This window comes from Rhizobium sp. CB3060 (assembly GCF_025200735.1).
Taxonomy (GTDB): domain Bacteria; phylum Pseudomonadota; class Alphaproteobacteria; order Rhizobiales; family Rhizobiaceae; genus Rhizobium.
In genome coordinates this window covers 225,390-251,589 of the sequence record NZ_CP104160.1, presented here as the reverse complement: position 1 = coordinate 251,589, position 26,200 = coordinate 225,390, and the positions used below count along the sequence as shown (strand labels likewise).

At 56.6% G+C, this 26,200-nt stretch carries 21 protein-coding genes and 1 pseudogene; 14 read left to right on the top strand and 8 right to left on the bottom strand.

Annotated features, from left to right (window positions below):
* Positions 1-969 precede the first annotated feature (969 nt).
* Entirely contained in the window at positions 970-1,935 is a 966-nt protein-coding gene (locus tag N2601_RS30755; protein ID WP_260305783.1) for a hypothetical protein, read from the top strand.
* A 196-nt stretch (positions 1,936-2,131) separates the two neighbouring features.
* Here the strand turns inward: N2601_RS30755 and N2601_RS30750 are convergent, their stop codons facing one another.
* On the bottom strand, positions 2,132-4,213 hold the full coding sequence (locus tag N2601_RS30750; RefSeq protein WP_260305782.1) for a prolyl oligopeptidase family serine peptidase: 2,082 nt from the start codon (positions 4,211-4,213) through the stop codon (positions 2,132-2,134).
* Between the two features lie 916 nt (positions 4,214-5,129).
* Here N2601_RS30750 and N2601_RS30745 point away from each other — a divergent pair.
* Complete coding sequence (locus N2601_RS30745; RefSeq protein WP_260305781.1) at positions 5,130-5,678, top strand: hypothetical protein; 549 nt, start codon at positions 5,130-5,132, stop codon at positions 5,676-5,678.
* Positions 5,679-5,852: 174 nt separating this feature from the next.
* Here the strand turns inward: N2601_RS30745 and N2601_RS30740 are convergent, their stop codons facing one another.
* The 3 genes from N2601_RS30740 to N2601_RS30730 form a co-directional block, all read right to left on the bottom strand.
* Entirely contained in the window at positions 5,853-6,914 is a 1,062-nt protein-coding gene (locus tag N2601_RS30740; RefSeq protein ID WP_260305780.1) for an LLM class flavin-dependent oxidoreductase, read from the bottom strand.
* A 247-nt stretch (positions 6,915-7,161) separates the two neighbouring features.
* Positions 7,162-8,664, bottom strand: coding sequence for an SDR family oxidoreductase (locus tag N2601_RS30735; RefSeq protein ID WP_260305779.1), 1,503 nt, complete (start codon positions 8,662-8,664; stop codon positions 7,162-7,164).
* Positions 8,665-8,785: 121 nt separating this feature from the next.
* Complete coding sequence (locus N2601_RS30730; RefSeq protein WP_260305777.1) at positions 8,786-9,358, bottom strand: nuclear transport factor 2 family protein; 573 nt, start codon at positions 9,356-9,358, stop codon at positions 8,786-8,788.
* Positions 9,359-10,351: 993 nt separating this feature from the next.
* Here N2601_RS30730 and N2601_RS30725 point away from each other — a divergent pair.
* The gene (locus N2601_RS30725; RefSeq protein ID WP_260305775.1) at positions 10,352-11,068 is read left to right on the top strand and encodes an amino acid kinase family protein; all 717 of its coding nucleotides are present in this window, start codon (positions 10,352-10,354) and stop codon (positions 11,066-11,068) included.
* A gap of 31 nt (positions 11,069-11,099) precedes the next feature.
* Here the strand turns inward: N2601_RS30725 and N2601_RS30720 are convergent.
* The 3 genes and pseudogenes from N2601_RS30720 to N2601_RS30710 all read right to left on the bottom strand — a co-directional run bounded on the left by N2601_RS30720 (position 11,100) and on the right by N2601_RS30710 (position 13,512).
* Positions 11,100-12,274 (bottom strand): IS3 family transposase gene (locus N2601_RS30720; RefSeq protein WP_260305774.1). Its coding sequence is split into 2 segments (ribosomal slippage): positions 11,100-12,025 and positions 12,025-12,274, totalling 1,176 coding nucleotides; the frame shifts between segments, so codons are not numbered across the junction.
* A 143-nt stretch (positions 12,275-12,417) separates the two neighbouring features.
* Positions 12,418-12,570 (bottom strand): annotated as a pseudogene (locus N2601_RS30715) (SOS response-associated peptidase); the annotation flags it as partial.
* Between the two features lie 78 nt (positions 12,571-12,648).
* Positions 12,649-13,512 (bottom strand): isocitrate lyase/phosphoenolpyruvate mutase family protein, encoded by an 864-nt coding sequence (locus N2601_RS30710; RefSeq protein WP_260305773.1) that lies wholly within the window; start codon positions 13,510-13,512, stop codon positions 12,649-12,651.
* Between the two features lie 718 nt (positions 13,513-14,230).
* Here N2601_RS30710 and N2601_RS30705 point away from each other — a divergent pair.
* Together N2601_RS30705 and rpoN are read left to right on the top strand one after the other, a co-directional pair.
* The gene (locus N2601_RS30705) at positions 14,231-14,770 is read left to right on the top strand and encodes a peroxiredoxin (RefSeq protein WP_260305771.1); all 540 of its coding nucleotides are present in this window, start codon (positions 14,231-14,233) and stop codon (positions 14,768-14,770) included.
* A 79-nt stretch (positions 14,771-14,849) separates the two neighbouring features.
* Positions 14,850-16,292, top strand: a complete 1,443-nt coding sequence (rpoN, locus tag N2601_RS30700) for an RNA polymerase factor sigma-54 (protein ID WP_260305769.1) — start codon at positions 14,850-14,852, stop codon at positions 16,290-16,292.
* Positions 16,293-16,337: 45 nt separating this feature from the next.
* On the opposite strand, the gene N2601_RS30695 is transcribed toward rpoN, so the two are convergent.
* Positions 16,338-16,994 (bottom strand): nitrogen fixation protein NifQ, encoded by a 657-nt coding sequence (locus tag N2601_RS30695; RefSeq protein WP_260305768.1) that lies wholly within the window; start codon positions 16,992-16,994, stop codon positions 16,338-16,340.
* Between the two features lie 465 nt (positions 16,995-17,459).
* Here N2601_RS30695 and N2601_RS30690 point away from each other — a divergent pair, with 465 nt between their 5' ends.
* The 9 genes from N2601_RS30690 (at position 17,460) to nifA (ending at position 26,020) form a co-directional block, all read left to right on the top strand.
* The gene (locus tag N2601_RS30690) at positions 17,460-17,780 is read left to right on the top strand and encodes an iron-sulfur cluster assembly accessory protein (protein ID WP_260305767.1); all 321 of its coding nucleotides are present in this window, start codon (positions 17,460-17,462) and stop codon (positions 17,778-17,780) included.
* Positions 17,781-17,805: 25 nt separating this feature from the next.
* Positions 17,806-18,381: an iron-sulfur cluster assembly scaffold protein gene (locus tag N2601_RS34310; protein WP_445945071.1), complete on the top strand. Its 576-nt coding sequence runs from the start codon at positions 17,806-17,808 to the stop codon at positions 18,379-18,381.
* Between the two features lie 120 nt (positions 18,382-18,501).
* Complete coding sequence (gene nifS / locus N2601_RS30685) at positions 18,502-19,728, top strand: cysteine desulfurase NifS (RefSeq protein WP_260305766.1); 1,227 nt, start codon at positions 18,502-18,504, stop codon at positions 19,726-19,728.
* A 194-nt stretch (positions 19,729-19,922) separates the two neighbouring features.
* On the top strand, positions 19,923-20,306 hold the full coding sequence (gene nifW / locus N2601_RS30680) for a nitrogenase stabilizing/protective protein NifW (protein WP_260305764.1): 384 nt from the start codon (positions 19,923-19,925) through the stop codon (positions 20,304-20,306).
* Positions 20,307-20,487: 181 nt separating this feature from the next.
* Positions 20,488-21,339, top strand: coding sequence for an electron transfer flavoprotein subunit beta/FixA family protein (locus N2601_RS30675; RefSeq protein ID WP_260305763.1), 852 nt, complete (start codon positions 20,488-20,490; stop codon positions 21,337-21,339).
* Positions 21,340-21,351: 12 nt separating this feature from the next.
* Positions 21,352-22,464 (top strand): electron transfer flavoprotein subunit alpha/FixB family protein, encoded by a 1,113-nt coding sequence (locus N2601_RS30670; RefSeq protein ID WP_260305762.1) that lies wholly within the window; start codon positions 21,352-21,354, stop codon positions 22,462-22,464.
* Positions 22,465-22,476: 12 nt separating this feature from the next.
* Positions 22,477-23,781 carry an FAD-dependent oxidoreductase gene (locus N2601_RS30665; protein ID WP_260305761.1) on the top strand — a complete coding sequence of 435 codons (1,305 nt, stop codon included), beginning with the start codon at positions 22,477-22,479 and terminating at the stop codon, positions 23,779-23,781.
* 12 nt (positions 23,782-23,793) lie between these two features.
* Positions 23,794-24,093: a ferredoxin family protein gene (locus N2601_RS30660; protein WP_104825701.1), complete on the top strand. Its 300-nt coding sequence runs from the start codon at positions 23,794-23,796 to the stop codon at positions 24,091-24,093.
* Between the two features lie 178 nt (positions 24,094-24,271).
* The gene (nifA, locus tag N2601_RS30655; protein ID WP_260305814.1) at positions 24,272-26,020 is read left to right on the top strand and encodes a nif-specific transcriptional activator NifA; all 1,749 of its coding nucleotides are present in this window, start codon (positions 24,272-24,274) and stop codon (positions 26,018-26,020) included.
* Positions 26,021-26,200: the final 180 nt, after the last annotated feature.

Below are 26,200 nucleotides of genomic sequence, written 5' to 3'. Positions count from 1 at the left end.
CACGGCGTGGAGGTATGCCATACACGCCATCGATCATCGTGCCCATTGAAAGAATATAAATTGGCCGAAATCAAGTAGATCGAGCGCGCATTTGCATAGGGTCGCCCGAAACGAACGAGTTAACGGTCTTGGAATTCTGAGGTCTAACCGCATTGGGCGTGGCAACCCCCTTAACCCGGCAACTCTTGGGGCGCTCGTTAGACGGCGAGACCTCGAATCCTCCCAAGGCAAGCGCGCTGTATTGGACAAGATTTGGGCCAGCCCGGCAGCTTGGCATAAAGGGGTTCCGCTCACGCAAGCAGGGCAAAGCAATCGCTTGATTCGAATACTCGCGAATGTCGCAAACACACGCCGCCGGTCAGGATACGCCGCGCGCAGGAGATTGGTTATCACCGCGCGTTTTAGTATCCGCTCAATCCCACGCCCAAATGGGTTGGCGACCTGACATCCGGTCGGAGTCTTCAACAAGAAAATGCCGTACCGAAATGCTGGTGTCGATTGGCATCATGGACCGGTCTCAGTCCCTGAGATTGCGGAGCTGTGTCTTGATTTATCCATGTCGTAAATAAGCAATATCTAAACAATAGATTTGCCAAACCTGTGGGGTATTGGAGTAAGGTCCCTATGTCCCCGACTTTGATCTATTCGCCGAAACAAACTTTAGGGAAATTGATGTTCAGTCATGCGATCAAAGTCGGTGCTCCAGATTCCGTTCATTGGGCTAGGTCCGACCGAGCCTAATGTGAAATCTGGTTTCCATAAGGGGAGCAACGACACATTCCCTTGAACGATCCTCCCTGGCTAAGACCAGCAAAGGCGGCGTGCGAGAGCATACCGCCTTTGCACATTCCGTCGGTCCGTCACTGGATTTCGTAGCATCAACAGGACCACGCTCTGTCGAGACGATCCCGTATTGAGTGCAGGTTTTGCCCACAGGAGGAACTTCCATCATCCATGAAAGGCCATCGAATGCTTAGTCCCGCAAACTCCAACCCGAAGGATCTCGAAACGATCGCGCACAACGGCGGGGTATTTCGCCGGATCGCGTCCCGAATTCCAACCTATCTCACCGATATGCGGGAGAACCCGGCTTGGCTACCAATGTTCCTGCTGGCACGCACGATGCCGTTCCGCAAGGCACATTGGCTGAGCGCAAGACAAGCGCCGCGGCAGGAAAGTCGCAAGCCCTCGATGTTTGGCGATCTCAAGGCAGAGGCGATCGCGGACGAATTGAGAAGGACGGGCCTATTTGCCGGTTTGAACCTTCCAGCCGCAATCCATGAGGAAATTGCCCGTTTTGGGCATGAGACTCCTTGCTTCGGCAATTTCGACCGAAGGTTTGACTTCTTGGCCAGCGACCATGTCGAGGCCGAGCGGTGGTTTGGCAGGACGATACTAAGTGGACACCATTACGAACGGGCTTTACGATGTGATGGCGTCGTTGCCGTTCAGCAAGACCCGCTGCTTCTCGACGTGGCAAGGCATTATCTCGGCGCCAATGCAAGATTGATCACCACGCGGACGTGGTGGAGCTTTCCGACGAAAAATGCCTCGGATGCGGATCTGAGCCGCGCTTCCTTCAAGTTTCACTTCGATCTTGATGATTGGCGTATGCTGAAGTTTTTCTTTTATCTCTCCGACGTCGACGGCAATTCGGGCCCGCACGTCTACGTGCGCGGCAGCCACAACCGTCGGCGCTTGAAGCATCAATTGACTCTGCTCGTCGGCCATCCGGCGCGTGAGGTGTTGGATTTCTATGGCGAAGAAAATGCCATCACTTTGACCGGCAAAGCGGGTTCAGGTTTCGTCGAGGATCCTTTCGGCTTTCATATGGGTACCCTGGCAAAACAGAGGCCGCGACTGATGATGGAGGTCGGTTTTGGCGTCTCAAAACCATCAAAACGTCGCTTCCATGGAGAGCCGGTTCTTCGCTAGACGAGTAGCCGTTCAGGCACCGATCCAATTACTGACAGAGCTCTATTTCGGTGATTGGAATACACTCCGACCGTCAAGTTGGCGGTCGAAGCCAGCCATCCCTGCTGCAATGCTGGCTTAGCGATCGATGATACCGTTTATGATGGAGGGAGTGCCTCGCCGCTTCACAAGTCGATCGACTGCTTTCCTCAACACGTCACACACGGTCCGAAAAACCGATCGCATCGCGAAGGAAGCCGTAACCTAGGGCGAGGAAGGCGGCCCGCTTGCGATTGTCCGCGCCGGCGCCATGACCCCCGACCTCAGCTTCGTAGAAGTAGGCGGGGCAGCCGAGTGCCTGCAGCTTTGCAGCCATCTTACGTGCGTGCCCAGGATGGACGCGGTCGTCCTGTCTCCGGGTGGCGAGCAGGATGGGCGGGTAGGATCGCCCCGCTTCGGCCGTGTGATAGGCAGACATTTGACTGAGAAAGGCCCAATCCTCCGGCTTGTCGGGATCACCCTTTTCCTCAATCCAGCTCGCACCCGCGAGGAGCTTCGTGTAACGACGCAGATCGAGAACGGGAACGGTGCAGAAGAACGCGCCGAAACGCTCCGGATATCGAGTTAGCATGTTGGCGATCAGCAGACCGCCATTTGAACCGCCCTGCGCAGCGATCCGTCCCGGACGCGTGACACCGCGGCGCACCAGGTCGGCGGCCACGGCGGCGAAATCGTCATGGGCAAGACGCCTTCCCGCCCTTCTTCCAGCCTCGTGCCAGCGCGTACCGAACTCGCCACCGCCGCGGATGTTGGCCACCACGCTGGTGCCGCCGCGTTCCAGCCACAGCTTGCCTATCGCCGAGTTGTAATGGGGCAGAACCGATTTGCCATAGCCGCCATAGGCGGTGAGGTGAACCGGCGCATTTCCGCTTCCGTTCTCCGGGCCAACCTGTGTGTAGGGGATCATTTCACCATCTGTCGAAGCCGCCTCATGACGCGTGACCACCAGTCCGGATGCATCGAACTTGTCTGGATCGCGTTTCAGGACGACGGGGGCGCCGAGCCGCGGTGCCCCGTTAAGATTGAACAGGAGAAGCTGCGGCGGGGTCACTGGACCTTCGGCCGAGACGAGGACTTCTCCATTGCTCTCGTGAACTTCCGCATCTAACGGCCAGGCTCGAACAGTCGTCGCAGCGGGCATGGTGTCCAAGGTTCGGTGCGTCCAATCCTGCCGTCCGGGCGTGAACATAACGAAGCGCGGGACGAGATTGTCTAGGAGGGATACCACGAGCTTTCCGTCATTCCAGAAGAAGGACTGCAGGGCGCACCTTTCGCCCGATTTAAATAGCGTAGTAAAGCTACGCGCGCCGGCGATGAACGAGGACAGGGAGATGCCGATCAGCTCGTCAGCCGCATACGTCGTCCCTCCGACCGTCCATGCGTTACGCAACTTCACAGCCAGCCAATCCCCGAAGACGTTCCAGCTAGCATCTCGAGGAAGATCGATCTTAGTCTTCGGACCGCTCCTGTCGCCGATCCAGCCGATTGTATCGAAAAAGGTCCGCTCGATGAACCAAACCCGTTCGCTTGCGGCGGTACGATCCAGATAGCCGAACACGAGGATAGAGTCGGGCCTCGCCTCGAAGATAACCGGCGCGGCGAGCGGATCCGCACCGCGCGTCCATAACCGCACTGTGCGCGCATGGCTGGAGCGCGTGGCCATGCCATCGCCGAGAGCGATGGAAAGCAAAAGAGTGTCGTGATTGAGCCAGGCAACATCGCCTTTGGCCTCCGGGAGATTGAAGCCGTCGGCGACGAGGCTTCGCGTGGTTAGATCGTACTCGCGATGCACGACCGCGTCGCTGCCACCCAGCGACAGGCGAAGGACGGCTCTTTCGCATCTTCCCGGTTCGATCGAGGCACCGTCCCATATCCAGTCCTTTCCCTCGGTCTTGGCGAGGGCATCCAAGTCGAGAACGATCTCCCACTTCGGTTCCGCCGTCATGTAGGCGACGAGCGTTGTTCTGCGCCACACGCCCCTCGGGTGTGCGGCATCTCGCCAGAAATTATAGAGGTACCGGTCCCGGCGCGTGATCCACGCAATCTTGTCAGGGCGGTCGAAAATGTCTGCGAGCGTGTCGCGGTCTGCTTCGAACCGCGGCCCGCCAAAGAGCGCCAGCGTTCGCGCCGATTGCTCAGTGGCCCAAATCAAGGCTTTCTCGCCATGGATGTTTTCGAGCCAGAGATAAGGGTCGTCATCGGGGGCATTCAGTGTCGGGCGACCATCGATGCCAGTCATGTGCAAAAAACTCCTAATCGAGAAGAACTCCGTGGTGCGAGGAAGCGGTAAGTCTGTGATGGCTGGCACGTGCGGGACGATCTGTCCGGAGATGGGATGGTTTTGTTTCGCCTGGTTTTATGTTGCCGAGCCTCCGAGGTTAAGAAACAGGCGGCAAATAAGCGGCTGTTTTAGCCGACCGAATCGATTTGGCCTGCCAGAAATCGTTACTGCCCAGTGGCGGCTCGGCGATGATCCCGGCGAACCGAGCAATCATCAGATCGCTCGGTCTAGGCTCGCGCAAAGCCCGCACAGAATTTGGGCCTCCACTCCGCTCCGCAGGAAAACCGTAGCTGGCGCCGCGAAGAAAGGGACGAGCCATTATGACAATCGCCACCAACTTGAGCAATCGAGCGTTCCGATGCCCGGCGGGCAACGGTTCTTTCGGGCTCAATGCGGATCTGCGCCAGACTTGGCATGATGCCTTTCTCCTCCATTCTATTGGATCGATGTCGTAACAGGCTGGCAGTTCCTGTCACCTCCTGGCAAAGGAACTTCAAAAGCCATGCCAGCGCGCAAAGGGCGTCAAATGAGCCGCTATCCAACGGTTCAGGCATATATGCGCCAGTTGGCGAACACGTCCGTGTCGCGGATGGAACAAACCCGACATCGTCCCCCCGATCAAACAACAACGCGAAGACTTATTGAGGTTTCAGGCGAGCGCGTGCCGGTTCATCACAGACCTGGCAATCGCGCCAATCAATCAGAAAGCGGCAAGACCGTCGGGAAGCTGTCACACGATTGACAGTGGCCGAGGCGGTGTTTGGCAAGCTGTTTGCTAGTTAGCCTTGGGGCAGCAAAGTCGACAAAGCATGGTCGGCTGCCAGTGGCGACATTGGATTTGAACAAAATGAGCCCACAGGAGGAGCGGGTGCGAATGACATGCATTGTCGGTTTGATCAGCGACGGATCTGTTCACATCGGGGGCGATAGCGCTGGTGTGGCGGCCGGCTATTCGCTTACCCTCCGAGCCGATCGCAAAGTTTTCCGCAACCAGGACTTTCTCTTCGGGTTTACCTCTTCGTTTAGAATGGGCCAGCTATTGGCACATTCCCTCAAGCCGCCCAAAAGAGATCCTGAAACGGATGTCTATGCCTTCATGGTGACGGATTTCGTCGACGCGCTTCGCCAGTGCCTGAAAGATGGTGGTTACGCACGGCGGCAAAACGAAGTCGAGCGCGGCGGCACCTTCCTCGTCGGCTATGCCGGAAGGCGTTTCAGAATTGACGATGATTACCAGGTTGTTGAGCCGGTCGATGGCTTTGACGCCTGTGGATGTGGTCAGCAAATAGCACTGGGCGCGCTTTTTGCATCATCAAGCTCACCACCCCGCGAAAGGTTGGAGATGGCTCTCAACGCCGCCGAGCGTTTTTCCGCCGGGGTGCGCGGCCCATTTCACTTCGAGACACTCAGTCTGGATGACTGATGTTGGTCACTACTGCCATTAATTGTGACGAGTGCGCCAAAGTCTAAATCGCCGTCTCTTCAGGCCAGAGGTCCGTATCGTAGCGAGGGCCGTTCGTCGTGAAGCGAGATCGACTTCAGTCATATCCGCACGGCTCATCATCAAAACTTGCTCCTTGATCTCGGAAGGTCGTTATCAGGTCGGCACGGGCGCATGACCGAGCGTCTTGTTGACAGCCGGAATGATCTTGTCTCCCCAGAGCTCGATTTGCCGCAGCATCGCCTGATGATCGAAATCGCCCAATTGGCAGTGAATGGCGATCTGGGAGGGCTTCAGCACACTGATCTCTTCGAGCAGGCGATCGATTACCCGATTCACACTGCCGATTGGCAGATTGTCGCGCATCGTCTGAAACGACAGGTCCTGCTCGGTCGGGGTTTCCTGCAGCAGATAGCCGTCCGCACTTTGTTGGCGGCGCTGATGAAGCGCTTCGGATAACCGACGCTGAAAACGGGCGTTATCGAGATAGCTGTTGATCTCCGTTTGGTTGTCGCTGGCATAGCAACAACGCAACAGCGATATCCTGGCGTCGGCGACATCCTTATTTTTTGAAAGCGCTGCATTCTCGATGCTTTCGCGCAGCTTGCGTAACGTGTCCAAGCCGTCGTGGAATGCTGTGACGAAAAGATTGTGTCCCTCGCGATAAGCACGGCCCATGTTGTATCCGGACGCCGTGGCGATCCAGATCGGGGGCGTCGGCTTCTGAATAGGCCGCACCGAAATCGCCGTCAGTGGTACCTTTATATATTGGCCATTGTGCTCGAAAATCTTTTGCTTGAGGCCCTTGAGAACGACGTCTAGATATTCCGAACAAACGGCGGGCGCCTCATTGATATCGACACCGAAGCGGTCAAACTCAAACTGCTGATATCCAGAGCCGATGCCAAGCTCCAGACGACCGCTCGAGACGATGTCGGCGAAACCTATCTCGGAAAGCAGACGCTGCGGTTGATAAAGCGGCAATACGCAAACACCAGTGCCGAGGCGGATGGAGTTCGTCCGGCCGGCACAATGGGCCACCATCATCAAGGGCGATGGAACGAGGCTATAGTTGTTGAAGTGGTGTTCGGCAAACCACGCGGTGTTGAAGCCAGCTTGCTCCGAAAGGACTGCCTGTTCGATTGAGTTGCGGATGATGCTGTCGGACGATTGATGATAGCCCCGCTGGGCGGCGAGGATGAAGGTCGCGAATTCCATAGCGTTTCCTCATTAACGTTGGGCCCGTCGGCAAATGGCCAGCAGGCACGTGTTCGTGGCCTCGGATCCAATCCGCCTTTTTCGGTATTGGGGGTTTCGAGACAAAATGGCTTGCCGTTCGCCGGCCGCAAGCGCTCATTGAAACTATCAAATTCGATGACGCTCCGCATGCCATTTGGCACACAGTGTCGTTTTCGATCTCCCTTGAATGTTTCTGATCTTGGGAAAATCCAATATTGCCCGAAGTTCAGCCGCCGCCGACGTAAAGGGTCGAACCGTTGATGTATGAAGCATCTGGCGAAGCTAGGAAGAACGCTGCGCTTGCCACGCCTTCGAACCGCCCCCCGCGAGGGGCTGGGTTGCGGCGGCTGATCGCGGTCTGTGCGCTATCAGGTGTGTGAATGAAGCCAAGAGCAATCGTCGCAGTCCGAATGCCATCCGGCCCAAGTTCGGCCGCCATGCAGCGGGTCAGCATTTCTAACCCCGCCTTTGATGCGCCATACGCATGGCGCTGCGCAATCGTCAGGGAGCGGTTGATTGATCCGATATTCAGGATTACCCCGTCGGGCTGCATCATTTTGATTGCCTCACGCGCGCAGGTGAAGGCACCGGTCAGGTTGACATCAATGACGCGCGCGATCTCGGCAGGTGTTTGCTCAACTTCCGACTTGCAACTGTCGGGCCAAGCGGCACTGTTGACGAGGACGTCAAGCCGCCCGAACCGCTCCCGCAAATGGTCGAACAGTGCTACTACCTCCATTTCGCTTGAGATGTCCACGTGCTTTCCAATGTGCTCGCCGCCGAGAGATTTCGCGAGCTTCGCCGCTGCGGCGCCGTTCATGTCGGCAATTACGACGGTATCGCCGTTTGCTGCAAAGCGGCGAGCAACGGCCGCACCTATGCTTGTCGCGCCGCCCGTGACGAGGACGATCCGCTTACTGGTTGATTGTGGCGGACGGGAAAGCTCGGCTGGTGGTGTTTCGCTTACTCGCGGGTGCGCTTCGCCGGGCTGGTTGAACGACGTCCATCCCCCATCAATTGTCAGCACCGTTCCGTTGATATAATGCGCATCCGGGCTGGCGAGAAACAGTACGGCTCGTGCAATTTCGTCCGGTCGCGCCATGCGACCTATTGGGACGCGGCTGCGCACCGCCTCAAAGTTCGCATGGCCATCGCGCTGCAATTGCGCGACCATCCGCGTTCGCACATAGCCAGGCGCCACTGCCATCACGCGGATGCCAAGCGAAGTCAACTCGCAGGCAAGTGATTTCGTAACCGAGATAAGGCCCGCTTTAGAAGCCGCGTAGGCGTTGCGTTTTGGATTGCTAATTATCCCCGACATCGAGGCGACGTTGATAATCGCAGCACCGGGCTGCATCCGCCGCGCCGCTTCGCGAGCCATGAGGAAGGGGCCGATCAGGTTTACTGCCAACGCGCGTCTAAAGTGGTCGATGGGGGTCTCGGTGGTCGCGGCTATGCTGGGCCCGATCGCCGCATTATTGACAAGAACGTCGATGTGGTCGAACTGCGCGTCGATTCGCGCATAAAGGGCAAGGATGTCCTCTTCCCGTGAGACATCGAATTCAAGCCCGAGATCCGCTGCGCCGAAATCACGTGCCAGTTCAAGCACGCCGCTGTCCGGAAGGTCCGCGGCAACAACTATGTCCCCGACGGCGAGATGAGCGTCGACGAGTGCTCGGCCGATCCCGCCTGCAGCGCCGGTAATGATGACGACACGTTGCTTTTTCATGAGGAATTCTCCTGACCGTTTCCCGGACCATATTTTCCGGACAATCACGCCGAGACTTGGCAGTAGACAGAGATGTCAGTTGGTTTCCATTCCGCCGTCGACGAAGATCTGAAACCGCTCATCACCGAGGTGTTTTCGGAATGTGGATCGCATCTTCACGTTTCTGAAGAAAACGACGGTTCAAGAGCGCATAAACCGGATCGACCGGATAAGATGCCCCGATCGGCTGCCGGAGGCCGAAACGCTCCGTCTCGGAGGTCACTGGTGCGGGCTGTTCCTCGAACCAATCGTAGACGACGGTCCGCTCGGCAATGCGCCACTCACCTTCCCTTTTTTGGAACATATCGCAATAGCGGCCGCGCAACAGAACCTGACGTATTGTCCGTTCCCCGTCCGGGCCGCGTTGCAGCGCAGTAAAGTAACTCTCGACAGCAGCCTCCGCCGGGTCGATGAACTCGATCAGAACGTTCGTAATCTGATGGATGTTGCGCGGTTCGGTCTTGAAGACACCCCGCGCGAACTCTATGAATCCCTCTGCCGAGCCGGAATAAGCGCCGTGACTGTCATGCGCATCCGGCCAGTACGCACTGCGCAGCGCAGCCTCGTCTGCCCGATCTATCCCGCGACAATATCGATAAAGACAATCACGGATCGCCTCGCGATCAAGTAATTCGGCAATTTGTTCGTGGCACATCGCTTTGTCGCTAATTCCAAGATGGTGAGAGGCACTCGTGTATTAAGTGACCTGGCAACGACGCCAGGATGCTCGTAGCCGGCGGACCATCGAGGGGATGCTGCACTTTGCACCTGGCACGGGGCGGCCCGCCAATATGCTTCCCATCTATCAAACCGTCGTTTGGTTCGACGTCCGTAGGCGCGCTCGGCCGCGGTTGACGGTTATCGGGGATATGGCCCGTCAAACCGTTCGCTCTTACTTCCATTGTTCTCTTCTTTCACAAAATCCGATTGGACGATTCGATGCGGTCCGCTTCCCTTCTGCCGACCCGGTATCGAACAATCATTTGCCGGTCGGAAACACATTAGACCCACTACATTCAAATCTCACGCCAACGCGACCGGTGTCGCCGTACGCGATGGTTTCGTGATTTGATTTCAAGGGCCTAGCGTGAAACAGCGAGAGAGATCTACTGAACAAAAGCCGTGTCGGTTATCTGACAAATTGGACAGGTGTGCGTTTCAATCTTCACGACACCGCCTCTGAGGTGTTCGCTATCTTCGCCCTATGAAGGGAGGAAACATTGAGAATACTTTTGCAGGCTCGCTCTGCAAAGTTGGCATGGTTTTTGAAGTCGTGCAACGCGGTGAGAGCCGCCGAGACATATTGCTCTCGTTCGTCGGTGGATGGAACGCGGGATCATGTAGGCCCAAAGCTCATGAACGGGCTCGTCAGCTTGAGCATCCCGGACAAAGAGCCGTAGCACGTTCGAGACGTCTCCAACATCGTTCGGTAAAGAATTGCCGGGGAAATGGTGGAAGAGCAACTTTTCGAACGCGACGAAACTTCTCGACATTAAGTTAAACGGAATCGTGCTTGTTCCCTCAAATGGCGTTGAACGGATGCAGTTCTACGCTGCGGCTTTTCAGACGGTCTCCCCATCGGAATCTGACATCGAGAAGCCCTGCAAACCTACATTTGGCCTACACAGTGGAAGGGCGAGGTTCAGACATGTTCACCCAAAGTCTTCCCTCATGCAGCTTTTCAATAGTTGTCAAGTTCCACGGAAGCCTCATCCATGATCCGTCGGTTTTTAGGACGGCTGTCGCCGAACTCGAGCGCTTGGTCGAGCGCGGACATCGAATTTTGGTAGTTCCTGGCGGAGACTTACACGACAAGGCGATTGAGCGTGTTGACAACCTACATCCTCTCCCATCGGTGACGACCCGTCGCGGGTGCGCTCTTGTCCAAGATGAGCCAGGATATTTGCTGGCGAATCGTGCCTTCTCTTCGAAACTTGTTCCGTCTGCAACGTTGAGCGAATGTCGGAGCCTGGCAAAAGTTGGCAAAATTCCGGTTCTGCTTGCCTCGCGCATGCTCTTCACAACGAATTCGGCTGAATGGAGTTGGGACATAACGTCCGACGCTGTGGCGGCGTGGATTGCATGGGTAACCAATGCTCCGCTACTGGCAATTCTGACCGATATCGACGGCGTCTATCGCAATGCGGCAACTCACGATCCGGAGGCGTTCATCGAGGAGATAGATGCCCACGATCTTGCCGAGCTTGGTCATGCGTCAGTCGATGCTTGTGCAGCCCATTTCATGTCATTGCGGGGTGCGGCGGGGGTCGTTATCAACGGCACCCTTCCAAACCGGCTCCGTGATTGGACCGAGGGAAAGCATGTGAGAGCGACCTACATCACCACAAATGGAGGGGTCCCATGATGTCCGGCCTAGTTGACCTTGCCCCCAAATTTTATCCAGTTTTGCGTTCGCTCCAGCGGTTTTGGGTTGCTGTATTGGGGGCGGTAGCGGCGTGTTGCGGTGCGGAGCCATTCCGGCTGCGCAGCACCGCATCACGTCGCGGGTTGATTGTCTGAGCGAACTCGGCAGGTGTCATCCAGCCGAGTCCAGAATGTGGTCGATGATCGTTGTAATCGTTGCGCCAGTTTGAAAGCACAAATCGAGCATGGGTCAGTGACGAGAAGAGCGTTTCATTCAGGAGCTCGTCTCGCAGCCGTCCATTAAAGCTTTCGATGAAGGCGTTCTGGATCGGTTTGCCTGGTGCGATGTAATGCCAATCGACTGTCGTCCGGTCGGCCCATTGCAGGATCGCGTTGCTGGTGAACTCACTGCCATTGTCGCTGACGATCATCTTCGGCTTGCCGCGTCTCTTGATGATCCGATCAAGCTCACGGGCAACCCGCAGGCCGGAAAGCGATGTGTCGGCGACGAGTGCCAGGCATTCTCTGGTGCAATCGTCGACGACAGTCAAAACTCGGAACCTGCGACCATCGGTGAGTTGATCCGACACGAAGTCCAGTGACCAGCGATCATTGGCTGTCATCGGAACCAGCATCGGTGCTCGCTTGCGACCGCCGCGCTTGCGGACCGTCAGCTTTTCCTCCCGATAGAGTCGGAAGAGCCGCTTGTGGTTCACAAGGTGACCCTCACGCCTAAGCAGCACATGAAGGCGTCGATATCCAAAGCGGCGACGTTCATGCGCCAGCGCCTTCATCCGCTCGCGAAGGTCATGGTCATCGCTGCGCCTGGTTTCGTAACGGATCGTCATCCGGCAAAAGCCGATGGCTCTACACGCCCGCCGTTCGCTCATCTGGTGGTGATCCATCAGATGGGCAACAGCTTTCCGCCTTGCTGCGGGCGTCACCACTTCTTTCCCAAAAGGTCTTTCAAAGCCGCATTGTCCAGCATCGCATCTGCCAGGAGCCGTTTCAGCTTCGTGTTCTCGTCTTCCAGCGTCTTCAACCGCTTGGCTTCGGATACGTCCATGCCGCAGAATTTGGCCTTCCATTTATAGATGCTGGCATCGCTGACGCCGTGCTTGCGGCAAAGCTCCGAGACCGGCGTGCCAGCCTCGTGCTCCTTCAGAATGCCGATGATCTGTTCGTCTGTGAAACGATTGCGCTTCATTCCCTGGTCCTCTCAATGGGCCAGAGCTTACTTCAAAATGGATTATTTCAACGGGGCAAGGTCATAGTTACCGACATTGCCGACTTCGAACGGATGATCATGGTACCTTCCTGCGGCACGTTCTTTCACAATGTCGTCATCAATCAGAGTGACGGCTGCTCCGCATCCTTGAGAGGCGCAATGATATCGGGGCGGTCATTCTTTCGCGAGCCCACTTCCTTGCCGATCGGCCACATTGTCATCAGTTCGGTGGGAAATGGTCTCATTAGGTCGTAAGGATCGGTCTCCGGAGACAGCCGTAGCGAGGCTAACCGCCTCAGCGGACCAATGCTAATCACGCGCGCGGAGAGATACCGACTTCCGCCGAAGGCCGTTCACCATAACGCAGCGGGTCCATCGTCGAGCTTAGCTACTTCCTGCCCAATCTGCCCGGCCCTTGCTTCGGCGATGATCCAGTTGTAAGCAGCCCGCATACCTGCAATCGCTGCACGCATTGCGTGGTTGACCCAAACGATATTGGAGATGCCAGCCTCATGATGCGCTGAAATGACGGTGCGAAAGTAATTCGAAGGCGCGATCATGATAGGAAGCCGCTTCCATTCCTTCGCAAAGGTGAGAACCTCGTGCGTCTTCGCTTCCCCCGAATGGATCAGGATTGCATCGGCGCCGGCGTTCGCGTAGGCGTCCGCGCGCAACAGGGCTGCATCGAGACTGCAACCGCCGATTAAGGCTTCGGTGCGGGCGACAAGCACAAGGTCATTTCCCGTGGTGTCCTTGATCGCCTTCAGGCGGCCCGAAAATTTTTCGATATCGTCCAGCGGAGGACGATTGCCGACAGAGGAATTCATTTTCGGGAAGCTCGTGTCATCAATGCACACACCAGAGGCGCCATGCTGCAAGAGCTTTGCTGCCATTAAACGGGAATTATTCATGTTCCCGAAGCCGGAGTCACCATCGGCGAGGATCGGCAGTCCGCTGGCGTCCGCCATTCGTTCCACCACCCCTATCAAATGTGTCCAACTTACCTCCTTGACGTCGCGATAGCCGAGGCTCTGCGAAACGCACGGGCCAGACGCCCAAATGGCCTTAAAGCCCGCCTGCATGGCGACCGCCGCGGAAAGCCCATCATGCGCTCCCATCAGGTGCGTCAGGTCCGGGGAGGAAATCAGATCGCGGAGCGTTTTCGTCGGATCCTCAATCGCCCCGATGCTCTTTGGAACGAAAACCTTTTGATCCATGTCATGCTCCATCGGAAATCGGAAAACGCCAAGCGCGGCGAAAAATCATCGACGCAAGTTGCGTGCCGAATGAGCGCGGGCGGCCGCGCTGCACGACTTGCACCGGCCGGCGGCCAGGCCTTGGAATCAATCGTCGGTCTCCCAACATTCTTGTCCCGTTTCGAACATTAAAAGGTCGGCGAATAGACACGCGAGGGAGAACCTAATTATTCAATAGCGATGACACGCTCGAAATTTTAATCTCGCCGCGCCCGCGCGCGGGCGTCCTGCCGAAGAGATGGCGGGTGGCGCTGGATATGATCGAGAGCAGCAACAGCGGCACATCACTCGGCCTTGGGAGAAGAGCTGTCTCGGCAAATCGCTGTGCCTAAAGAACGCGAGCACGGCGGCCATGTCCATGCCTGCCGGCGGTGCTCGTTAAAGGATTTGACACGACTATCCGGAACGGTTCGGTCCGTTGTGAATATCCGACGCTTCCCGATAGCAAGCGATCAACCGATGTCACCGCGGCGGAGGTCACTTGCGGTTAAGATGTTTGGTTCAGCGCCCTTTGTTCGGGGCGCTCCTACTCAAACCAAGGCCCGCGCGACAGTAGAATATCTCTGCATTGACGGCCAATGGCATGCCCCTTGCTTGACCAGCATACGGGCAGAGGTCGGCTACGACCGCCGCAACCGCGAAACTACGTGTCAATTGTCTGTTATGAAGGAGCAGTTAGATGAACATCAAAAAGAAGGTTCCCTTCGTCACATTCCGGACGCGTGTTCGCGATGAGGCGCTACCAGGGCCGAACCCGTATCGGTGGAAAGACAGGACATCGGACGACTATTTCCGCGGCAAGCGCGTCATCTTGTTTTCGCTGCCAGGCGCCTTCACCCCCACCTGCACCAACCAACAGCTACCTGATTTCGAAAGCCTTTATGGCGAGTTTCAAAAGAAAGGCATCGATGAGATTTACTGTCTCTCCGTAAACGATGCATTCGTCATGAACGCCTGGGGCAAGTCCGTAGGGCTTCGCAACGTCAAGCTCATCCCTGACGGCTCGGGAGAATTTACTCGCAAGATGGGCATGCTCGTCGCCAAGCACAATCTCGGTTTCGGAATGCGCTCCTGGCGCTACGCGGCCGTGGTCGATGACGGCGTGGTGGAGCAGTGGTTTGAGGAAGAAGGCTTCTCCGACAACTGTCAAACCGATCCCTATGGCATTTCATCGCCGCAAAACATTCTCGAGACGCTGAAAGCCTCGGCCGCAGCATGAACGCCAGAGGAATTAAAGCCTCGCAAAATAAACATTCGCGCGACTAAGTACCAAGATCGATAGGGGTTTCGCTCTTAGGATGCAGTATTTAGCAAACCTTCTCCAGCGCCAAAAGCAATCGCTGGTTATTACGCCTCAGCTCATCCAATCTATTCGCTTGCTGCAACTGGCGCATGGCGAACTGCATCAGTTCGTCGAGCAGGAATTGGAGAAGAACCCGTTTCTGGAGCTGGCATCAAGCGACGGCATCACTTCTGACGATGTCGTTTCGACCTCGGAGAACAGGCCCGATATTGCCACACAAAACGGCAAGGTTGATGCGCCGACAAGGATCGAAGCTCCTGCGCCACTTGGAGAATGGAAATCAATTCGAAGTTCCGCCAATGCTTCGTCAGAGCAACCCTCAGGCTTCGAGGAGTTTGCTGCTTCTACTGAAACATTGCACGACGATGTCACTCGGCAGATCGCTCTCACTGCATTCACCTTTCGAGATCGGCGGATTGCCGGTGCGCTTGCCAATCATCTGGAATCCACTGGATATCTTCAGGTGGACCTGTCAGAGCTGGCGGCAAATCTGGGTGTCCACAAGGCTGACGTCGAGCGAGTTCTCGCGACCTTGCAGCATTTCGATCCACCTGGAATTTTTGCGCGAACTCTTGGGGAATGCCTCGAGATACAGTTGCGGCAGCGGGATCGGTTCGACCCGGCCATGGAAGCGCTGGTCGCAAATCTTGAGTTGGTTGCGCAACGCGACTTTCGCGCATTGAAGCGGTGCTGCGGTGTCGACGAAGATGACCTCCTCGACATGCTGCATGAGATCCGGACACTCGATCCCAGGCCCGGAAACCGATTCCAATCGGGACGACCGGACGCCATCATACCGGACGTTCGAGTTCTGCCCTCGACCGCAGGCGGGTGGCAGATCGAACTCAATCCCGACATGCTGCCCAAGGTGCTCATCAACCAGACCTATTTTGCCGAAGTCTCTCGTCTGACCGCGCATGATTCCGGTGATCAGGCATTCCTCAACGAATGCTTCCAAAACGCGAACTGGCTGGTTCGCAGCCTCGATCAACGGGCCAAAACGATCCTTAAGGTAGCAACTGAAATCGTCCGCCAGCAGGATGTCTTTCTGGAGCGCGGCACTGCCTATCTTCGGCCTCTCAATCTTAAGACAGTCGCTGACGCCATCGAGATGCATGAGTCGACTGTGAGCCGTGTGACTTCGAACAAATACATGCTCACCCCTCGCGGCGTGTTCGAGCTGAAGTATTTTTTCACGGTCGCGATTGCCTCCTCGGAAGGCGGCGAGGCACACTCGGCCGAAGCGATCCGCCATCGAATAAGGGCAATGATCGCCGCGGAAACGGAGGACAGTGTGCTTTCCGACGACAATATGGTCGCGCAACTTCGAAAAAGCGGGATCGATATTGCTCGGCGCACCGTCGCAAAATACAGGGAAGCAATGAATATCCCTTCTTCCGTTCAACGTCGCCGAGAGATGCGTGCGGGATTTGTATAGCCGCCGACCAAGCGCTGACGATCTCGCACCGCTCGCGAAAGCGACCTAACAACTGGCTTCATCTGTTTCGGGGCCGAAGCACGATTTAAAATCACTGCATTCCTGACAGCTGGGTGCGGCGCAGAGCGAGAAACCTTCAGCCTCGCAGAGCTTGCGGTAAAGATACTTCTTCCACCTCATATTGTTGGTATTGCCAGCCGCCAGCGTCGGAAAATGCATGGCAAACAACCGACCAAGCTCGGCCCGGTCAAATAGGCCAAGGTCCTGCCACAGATGCTCGTCGCGCAGGGCACGTCGGGCAATGATTTTAGCAAAGCGGGCACTGACTGGATCGTTTGGACGGGCATGCGAAAGTAGCAAGTCACGCAGGAGCTTTTCCTCCGTACCGAGCTCTGGATCGCTCGTCTCTGCCGGAAAAAAGGCGTCGATGAGCTTGGCAGGAAAACTTCGTGTTAGGACGTCCCGCAGCTCGGCGCGAGAAAGGCCGGTCGCCTCGGTCGCCGACGCTTGGCCAGCGTCAATCTCCTCAAGCGCTCGGGAAAAGACACAAGTAAGCACATAGTCGTCAAAATCCATTTCCAAACCCATTCGCAGCCATAGCCTGGCATTGGATGACTGTGAATGTTGCCACCGATCAGATATTCGTATTCCGCGACTGATGCCCTTTTCCCTCAAAACCTGGAACTGATGCAGATCTGACACGGCGCTTTTGCTCCTTCGTTTCATTGATCAAGGTCGCCTGCAGCTGTGACGGCCATGACGTGAAAGCTCCAAAAACTGTGCCAGCCTGCCCCTACAAACAGCGTAGGCACAACTCTTCAGGGTTTCTCAACAATGTGATGAGCGTGCAAATGCAGATCGGCCAACGCCAATTGTCGGCTAATCGACAAACCCGACAGTCATTGTTGGTACCCAAGCCCTTCCCGGTGCGCCGGCTACAAACTTTCCCGGCTACGTTGACGGCCGCGGCGTGAAAATGGCGCGGTGATGCCTTGGCGAGCACCTCGAATTCACAGGCCACTGCCCCTTTTTGATGTGACGTTCAGTGATGTCGGACATGCGCATATTGCCAGCGGAAGATCCGGCGGCTCCTCAATGATTTTCTCTGTGGCACGGCACATGCAAGGTCATTTGCGAATTTGCCGACGACCAATGAGAACCATATTTATGATCACGCTCACAGACAACGCCGTCGCCGCCGTGAAGATTGCGCTCAGCCGAGCGGACGAACCGGCCAAAGGCCTACGCATCGCGGTTGAGACCGGCGGCTGCGCCGGGCTCAAATACCTGATAGGACCGGAAAGCGGCCCACGCGAGGGCGATGCGATCATCGAAACTGGCGGGGTCACGCTGTTCGTGGACGCGGGCTCTCAACCCCACATCAACGGCATGTCGGTCGACTTCGTCACCCGGCTGGAGTCCTCCGGCTTTGTCTTCGACAATCCCAACGCGGCAGAGACGTGCGCTTGTGGGAAGTCCTTTGCCTGATCATCCAGGGTTGGTGTGAAAAGTCATGCGGAAGCATCGCGACAAGCTCAAGACATCATCTTCCAATCACAAGGGCGCCCGCATTCTGCAAACAGCCACTGCTGAAAGTAAGGTCGGCGCGGTCGCACGTTGGGATGCGGTTGAATTGAGGATGGGATTCGATCGGCCGATGGAAGTGATCAGTGCCGCAACACTACAGAGGCTCCGCAGCCGTTTCGCGATCGCCTGCTCGTCCGAGTTGGTCGAATTTGTTGTCGGCAAGACCGCCCATGAAGCGCTTCGAATCATCAATTGCGACTTAACGCATGGTGTCGATCGGCCGCCGTCCACCTCGCCGTCACCGCTTGCGTCATGTGTGGCGCAAAGTCGCGGGATCCGGTCACATGCTTCAAAGCTGTCGAAGAAGCGATGGTTGCGGTCCCTGCGGCGTTGTTCGTTGAAGGCCTCGTTAGGTCAGAGGCGAGTTTGCCGGCAGGCACAAAGGAAGGCAGCGTACTCGAGGTCAAAGAAATATCTTTGTAACCGACGGCCATTTTCGGCGGAATGTCGCCGCGGATCGAGGATGCTTGGGGCCTCTGAAACATTCCCACCGGAAATCTGAAACTGCCAGATAACGTCGCTGCAGCGAACTCGACCAATCGAACGCTGCGGCGATTGGTCTTGCCCGAGGGCTGAACGACGGAGACTACCGAGGTCACTCCGCCAACTGAGGATCGCTTCCATGAGATCTGTCTATCTCGACAACAATGCAACGACGCGAGTCGATCCTGAAGTCGTACAAGCAATGTTGCCGTTCTTTACGGATCAATTCGCCAATCCTTCGTCCAGTCACAGTTTTGGCGCCTCGGCAAGTGCGGCGATAATGACCGCGCGCAAACAATTGCAAGCTTTGATCGGTGCGGAGTTCGAGCATGAGATCGTCTTTACCTCCGGCGGGACGGAAAGCGACAATGCAGCGATCCTTTCGGCGCTTGAGATCATGCCCGATCGCACACAGATCGTGACGTCCGCAGTCGAGCATCCGGCGGTGCTGACGCTCTGCGCGCACCTTGAAAAGACGCGTGGCATAAAGGTGCACAAGATTCCAGTCGATCGGCAAGGTCGCCTTGATCTTCGCACATATCGGGCGGCCCTCACCCCACATGTTGCACTCGTCTCGATCATGTGGGCGAACAATGAAACGGGCACGATTTTTCCTGTCGCTGACCTCGCTAAGTTGGCCAAGGAAGTTGGCGCTTTTTTTCATACAGACGCTGTGCAGGCAGTTGGCAAGCTTCCGATGAACCTGAAATCGAGTGCGATCGACATGCTGTCGCTCTCGGGTCACAAGCTGCATGGACCCAAAGGGATTGGTGCACTTTGGGTAAAGCGCGGCGTGCGCTTCGATCCGATGATCAAAGGGGGACACCAGGAGCGCGATCGGCGCGCCGGCACGGAAAATACGGCCGGCATCGTCGGGCTCGGCAAGGCCGCTGAACTTGCCTTGAGCTTCATGAAAGAAGAGAACGGACGAGTAAGATCGCTGCGGGATCGCCTCGAAAAAGGGCTTCTGCAGCGCATCCCAGATGCGTTCGTCACCGGCGATCGGCAAAAGCGGTTGCCGAACACCTCCAACATCGCCTTCGACCAAATCAACGGTGATGGCTTACTGCTTCTCCTTGACCGCTATGGCATCGCCTGTTCTTCCGGCTCGGCTTGCACTTCTGAGTCGCCGCAGCCGAGCCATGTCCTGACGGCGATGAACATTCCCGATATCTCGAACCACGGGGTCATTCGCTTCTCTCTGTCGCGTGATAATTGCGAGGAGGATATAGACCGCGTGCTCGATGTCTTGCCCGGTATCGTCGGCAGTTTGCGAGATGGTTCTTCGTTTAGGCCGACGCCGGCAAAGCGGCGAAGACCTTTGGCTTTTCTGAAGCCGCCGGAAACGGACGGAAACCCCTCCTGATGGGGTTCATGTTCTGACGACACGATTTGGCTTCACGGAACCAGGCGATGTTCGTCGCTCTCGCGACGCAGAAGAGCTCGGACTTGGAAAGCCACTTGTAGCCGCAAGAGCGAGGACTTTTCCTGCGGGGTTTTCGCGACCGCAAATCATCGCACCGGAGCACCAAAGAGCATCGTTCCAACGGGGAGAATGTTATGAACAGTTTTTGCAACGCCGGCCGAACCAGCGATACAGCCCAAATCCTCGCGCGGTTGAAAAATCTGTCGGCCGCGGAGGAGTTTTTCGCGCTGCTGGACGTCGCCTATGATCCGAAGGTGCTTGACGTCTCGCGGCTTCACATCATGAAGCGGATGGGGCAATACCTCGCCGAAGAGGATTTCTCCGATCTCCCCGAACAGGTCATTGCTGCCAGAGCACGCGCCATCCTTGAACGCGCCTACGAAGATTTTGCGACGTCCTCGCCACTTGCGCACCGGGTCTTCAAGGTGCTCGAAGATCACAATCCGGCCAAGCCTGCCCAACCGGGTCACACCTTCGTGCCGTTCGATTCCATCTTGAAGCGTTTCGGCAAGGAGTGAATGCGACATGGTTCCGGCTTGAACGATGTCGAGAAGCCGACAATGGCGGTTCCAGTGTCGGCACCTCAGAAGAAATCCCCGAAATTTCAGAGGGATGCCACATTCGAAAAGATTGGCACAGATAGTGCTTTCAAGGACACGAAGCGCCAAACCCGCCATTGAACAGCAGCTAGGAGACCACATGCACGTTGTCGTCTGTATCAAGCAGGTGCCGGACTCCGCACAGATTCGCGTCCATCCTGTAACGAACACGATCATGCGCCAGGGTGTGCCGACCATCATAAATCCTTATGATCTATTCGCCCTTGAAGAAGCACTGCGGTTGCGTGACGTCCATGGCGGCGAGGTTACCGCGCTTACGATGGGCCCGCCGATGGCAGAGGATTCGTTGCGTAAGGCGCTCACGTATGGTGCGGATCGGGCGGTATTGTTGACCGACCGCTATTTTGCCGGATCCGATACCCTGGCGACTTCTTTTGCTCTTTCGCAGGCGATCGCAAAAATCGGCGAGATCTTTGGCGCCCCCGACATTGTCTTCACGGGTAAGCAGACGATCGACGGCGACACTGCCCAGGTCGGGCCGGGCATCGCCAAGCGCCTCGACCTCCTGCAACTCACTTACGTTTCGAAGATTTGCTCCCTCGATCTTGACGCGCGCGAAATCAAGGTCGACCGTCGTTCGGAAGGGGGTACCCAGATGCTGTATGGCAGGCTTCCCTGCCTCATCACTATGTTGGAAGGCACCAACGAAATCCGCCGCGGCTCGCTTGATGACGCGCTACGTGCTGCACGCAGTCAGATCGTAAAATGGAGCGCGGCCGACGCGGGCATCGAGGACCTCAGCAAGTGTGGATTGCGTGGTTCGCCGACGGTCGTCAAACGCGTCTTTGCCCCGACAGCAAGGACGGAAAAGGCAGAGCAAATCACCACCACCGATAAGGCGCTCGGCGATCTTGCTGATGAGTTGATTGTCGAAATCTTCGCCCGTCAGCCGGCGCTCGAACACGAACTCGCCTTCGACGCCAGCGCATAACGGCAAGGAGCCATGACGTTGACCGCAAATCAAGAAACACCGCCCCCCGCCGTCGGCCGCGCGGGCATGAAGAAAGAACTGCCCGACCATTTCAAGGACTACCGCCATGTTTGGGTCTTCATCGAAGTAGAGCGCGAAAATGTCCATCCCGTCTCCTTCGAACTGCTAGGAGAAGGCCGCAAGCTGGCGGACAAGCTTGGCGTCAAACTCGCAGGTGTCGTACTCGGACCTCCGGGGGACGCCACGCAGCAGGCAATTGCAGAGGCGTTTGCCTATGGCGCCGACGTTGCCTATCTCGTGGAAAACCCCCTGCTCGAAGACTATAGGAACGAGCCCTTCACCAAAGCTTTGACAAATCTGGTTGCCACTTACAAACCCGAGATCCTGCTTCTGGGCGCGACGACGCTTGGTCGCGACCTTGCCGGTTCCGTGGCGACGACCTTGTTGACGGGGCTCACCGCGGACTGCACCGAACTCGATGTCGATGCGGACGGTTCGCTTGCCGCAACGCGGCCGACTTTCGGCGGCTCTCTACTATGCACAATCTACACGCTCAACTGCAGACCGCAGATGGCGACAGTGCGGCCGAGGGTCATGGCGATGCCTCAGCGCATGAACAAGCCGATCGGCTGCGTCATTCAGCATGGGGTTCCGATGCTCGAGGAGGAGATCGTCACCAAAGTCCTGGGGTTCCTTTCCGACGTGCAATCGACAAATTCCAATCTCGCCTATGCCGATGTGGTGGTGGGCGGCGGCCTCGGTCTTGGAACATCGGAGAACCTGAAGCTGGTGAAGAATCTTGCGCGGGTAATTGGAGCCGAATACGGGTGTTCACGGCCGCTGGTCCAGAAAGGCTGGATGCCGGCTGATCGGCAGATCGGGCAAACCGGTAAGACTATCCGGCCGAAGCTCTATATAGCGGCCGGGATTTCCGGCGCCATTCAGCACCGGGTTGGCGTCGGAGGCGCTGATCTCATTGTGGCGATCAACACCGATCCGAACGCGCCGATTTTCGACTTCGCCCACCTTGGCGTCGTAACGGATGCGATCCGCTTCTTGCCGGCCCTCACTGATGTTTTCACCCAACGGCTGTCGCCGCACAGTCGCGATAAGCTTGCGAACTAGGGGACACGGATTATGAGTGGGGAAAAGTTTGACGCCATCGTCATTGGCGCCGGCATGGCCGGCAATGCGGCTGCTTACACCATGGCGAGCCGTGGCTTGAAGGTCCTGCAATTGGAGCGTGGCGAGTATCCGGGCTCCAAAAACGTCCAGGGCGCCATCATGTACGCGAACATGCTGGAGGAAATCATCCCGAATTTTCGAGATGATGCGCCTCTTGAGAGGCATCTCGTCGAGCAGCGCTTCTGGATGATGGATGACACATCCCACGTTGGGATCCAATACCGATCGGATGATTTCAACGAGTCGACGCCCGAGCGCTACACAATCATTCGCGCCCAGTTCGACCGTTGGTTTTCGCGTAAGGTGCGCGAGGCGGGAGCAACAGTCCTTTGCGAGACGACGGCGACGGAACTTGCAAAGGAAGGCGGCAAGGTAATCGGTGTGCGCACTGACCGTACCGGCGATGTCATACTTGCGGACACGGTCGTTCTTGCGGAAGGCGCCAATGGGCTGCTCGGCGCACGGGCTGGTTTGCGTCAGACGCCGACTTCGGAGAGCGTGGCTCTCGCTGTCAAGGAAATACATTTTCTGCCAGAAGACGTGATCGATCAGCGTTTCGGTCTTCATGGCAACGAGGGCTGTGTGATCGAGGCGGCCGGCACCATCTCGCGCGGCATGGCCGGGCTCGCCTTCCTTTATACCAATAAGGAGTCGATCTCTCTTGGCATCGGTTGCATCGTCTCCGACTTCGCCGCAACGTGCGAAAGTCCTTACGAGTTGCTCGAAGCGTTCAAGAACCATCCATCGATCAAACATCTGATCGCGGATTCGGAAGTCAAGGAATATGCAGCTCATCTCATTCCAGAGGGTGGGTACAAGGCAATTCCTCCGCTCTTCGGCGATGGATGGGTCGTTGTCGGTGACGCGGCACAGCTCAATAATGCCGTTCACCGAGAAGGTTCAAATCTCGCCATGACGTCAGGTCGCATCGCCGGGGAGGCCATTTTCGAGGTCAAGAGCCGCGGAGGTCGAACGACCAAAAGGAACCTCGCACTCTACAAGACAATGCTGGACGATTCCTTTGTCATTAAAGATCTTAAGAAATACAAGGACATGCCGGCCCTACTTCATACAAATTCCCGCAATTTCTTCATGACATACCCGAAGTTGATGTCTGAGGCTTCGAAAAATTTCATGCGTGTCGATGGTACGCCGAAGATCGAAAATGAAAAGGCGACGACGGCCGCTTTCATAAAGGCGCGCTCGCGCTGGGGGCTGGTCAGCGACGCAGTGCGTCTGGCATTGGCTTGGCGTTGAAGGAGAAATAGAATGACGGTTGCAGTGACGAAGTTGCGTGTTGAGGACAAGCTTTTCCAGAATCGCTATCTGGTCGATCCGGGACGCCCCCACATTAAGGTGCGCCCGCACGAGCATCCGAGTGCAAACCTTTTGGCGCTGACACGCATCTGCCCGGCAAAATGCTATGAGCTGAATGACAAAGGCCAAGTAGAGATTGCCGCCGACGGCTGCATGGAGTGCGGCACATGCAGGGTGCTGTGTGAGGCAAGTGGCGAGGTCATGTGGAACTATCCGCGAGGCGGCTTTGGGGTTCTCTTCAAGTTCGGGTGAACAACTTTATTACTAAACTTCTCAAAAACACGTTATTTCGTCACAGCCAGGCGCTGCATCGATTTTGCCTGGAACCAGCTTGCAATTTCAGAAACTAACATTAGAGTTTCTACTTATACAAATAAGCACAAACAGTGGTTGGAATGGGGGCATTCTACACAGCTAGGTGGTGTTGAAAATGACCCGCATCCTACGCGATTGCGTCGAAGAAGTTGGAGCTTTGCCCGGGGTACCCAGCAAAACGCCTGAAGTCGAAATCTCCTGCAGCGGGATCTACGAAATATCGAAGCTGCTAACCGCGGCTATCCCGCTGGAGATCACGCTTGTCAAGGTCGCTAATATCCTACCTACCTTTCTGCGAATGCGTCATGGAGCAATCGTTGTACTGGCGAGCGAAGGGGAGCCGGAAATTAACGCGTCGGCCGGCGTCACCGATCCTCGTCAATCCGGCGCTCGCCACATCATTCCACAGGCTGCAATGGATCAGATCGTGACGACCGGACAGCCACTGGTGATAAGGGAGACCAATAAGTCCGAGCTATTTCAGGCTGATCATCAACCATCTTTGAGCAGCGACACGATCCCAATTACATTTATCGGGGTCCCTTTAAGGGCTGCGCACAAGCTGGTCGGGACGTTGTGGATCGACCGCTTCAAGGACAGCGCCACTGAGCTGCGTCACAACGAGGATATCCGCTTCCTTACCATGGTCGCCGATCTCGTCGGCCAGACGATCGCGTTCCACCGAGCCCTGAGCACGTCCGGTCCGCAAATCATCCAGCTGCACCGGAGATCGGCCGAAGGGGGACGGAATGATCAGAGCCAAAGTTCGCGAGCCAAGGTCGACTGGATCGTCGGCGAAAGCCCCGCAGTCAGACAGGTGTTGGAAATCGTCTCTGCCGTGGCGATGACGAATACCACAGTGCTTCTGCGGGGTGAAAGCGGCACCGGCAAGGAATTTTTTGCACAGGCCATTCATGAGCTTTCCCCTCGCAGGAAGAAGTCTTTTGTCAAACTAAACTGCGCCGCGCTGCCTGAATCTCTCTTGGAATCTGAACTCTTCGGACATGAAAAGGGCGCTTTCACCGGGGCTGTCTCGCAGCGCCCGGGGCGTTTCGAATTGGCGAATGGCGGAACGCTGCTCCTTGATGAAATCGGCGAAATCTCGCCTGCCTTTCAAGCCAAACTCTTACGCGTGTTGCAGGAAGGCGAACTGGAGCGGCTCGGCGGAACCAAGACCCTCAAAGTCGACGTCAGGCTCATATGCGCAACCAACAAGGACCTCGAGGCTGCTGTCGCGAATGGCGAGTTCAGGGCCGACCTTTACTATCGCATCAATGTCGTGCCGATCGTCTTGCCACCGCTCAGAGAGCGGCCGGGCGACATTTCGCGCCTTTCAAAAGTCTTTCTCGACCGTTTCAACCGGGAGAACAATCGAGAGCTCGCCTTCACGGCGCCGGCATTAGACCTAATTTCGCAATGCTATTTCCCTGGGAACGTGCGCGAGCTGGAAAATTGCGTGCGTAGAACGGCAACATTGGCGCGCGCAAAGATGATCGTTCCCTCGGATTTTGCATGCCAGAACAGCCAATGTCTTTCGGCGCGTCTTTGGAAAGGCGATGGCGCCGGCCGCGAGGCTGAGCCTATCGATGAGCTCACTCGGGGTGGAACAATGTCGGCAGTATCGCCGCTCTCTACCCAACCGGGCAGCGTCTCGCATTCGGAGGTGGCGCCCATCAAGGCCTGCGATCCCAATGGTTCAGCGTGCGTAGCCCTATCACCGCGCCTCACAGAGCGGGACCGGCTGATCGAGGCAATGGAGAAAGTCGGATGGGTTCAGGCCAAAGCGGCTCGTATGCTTGGCCTCACGCCCCGTCAGGTCGGCTATGCTCTGCGCCGGCACAATATCGAGGTAAAAAAGTTCTAAGCCTATGTCATCTCGTCAGGTCGAAGATGCTCTCTTGGCACTCCGCGTGACAAAGGCGTGTCGCATTCGCGACGAGGTCCATATGCCGATTGTCAGGAACGAACGAAACCGTTTGGAGCAAGTGTATTCAATCGGACGCAAAACGCTAAAACGCCTGACATCAATCAATTTCTAGCGCTG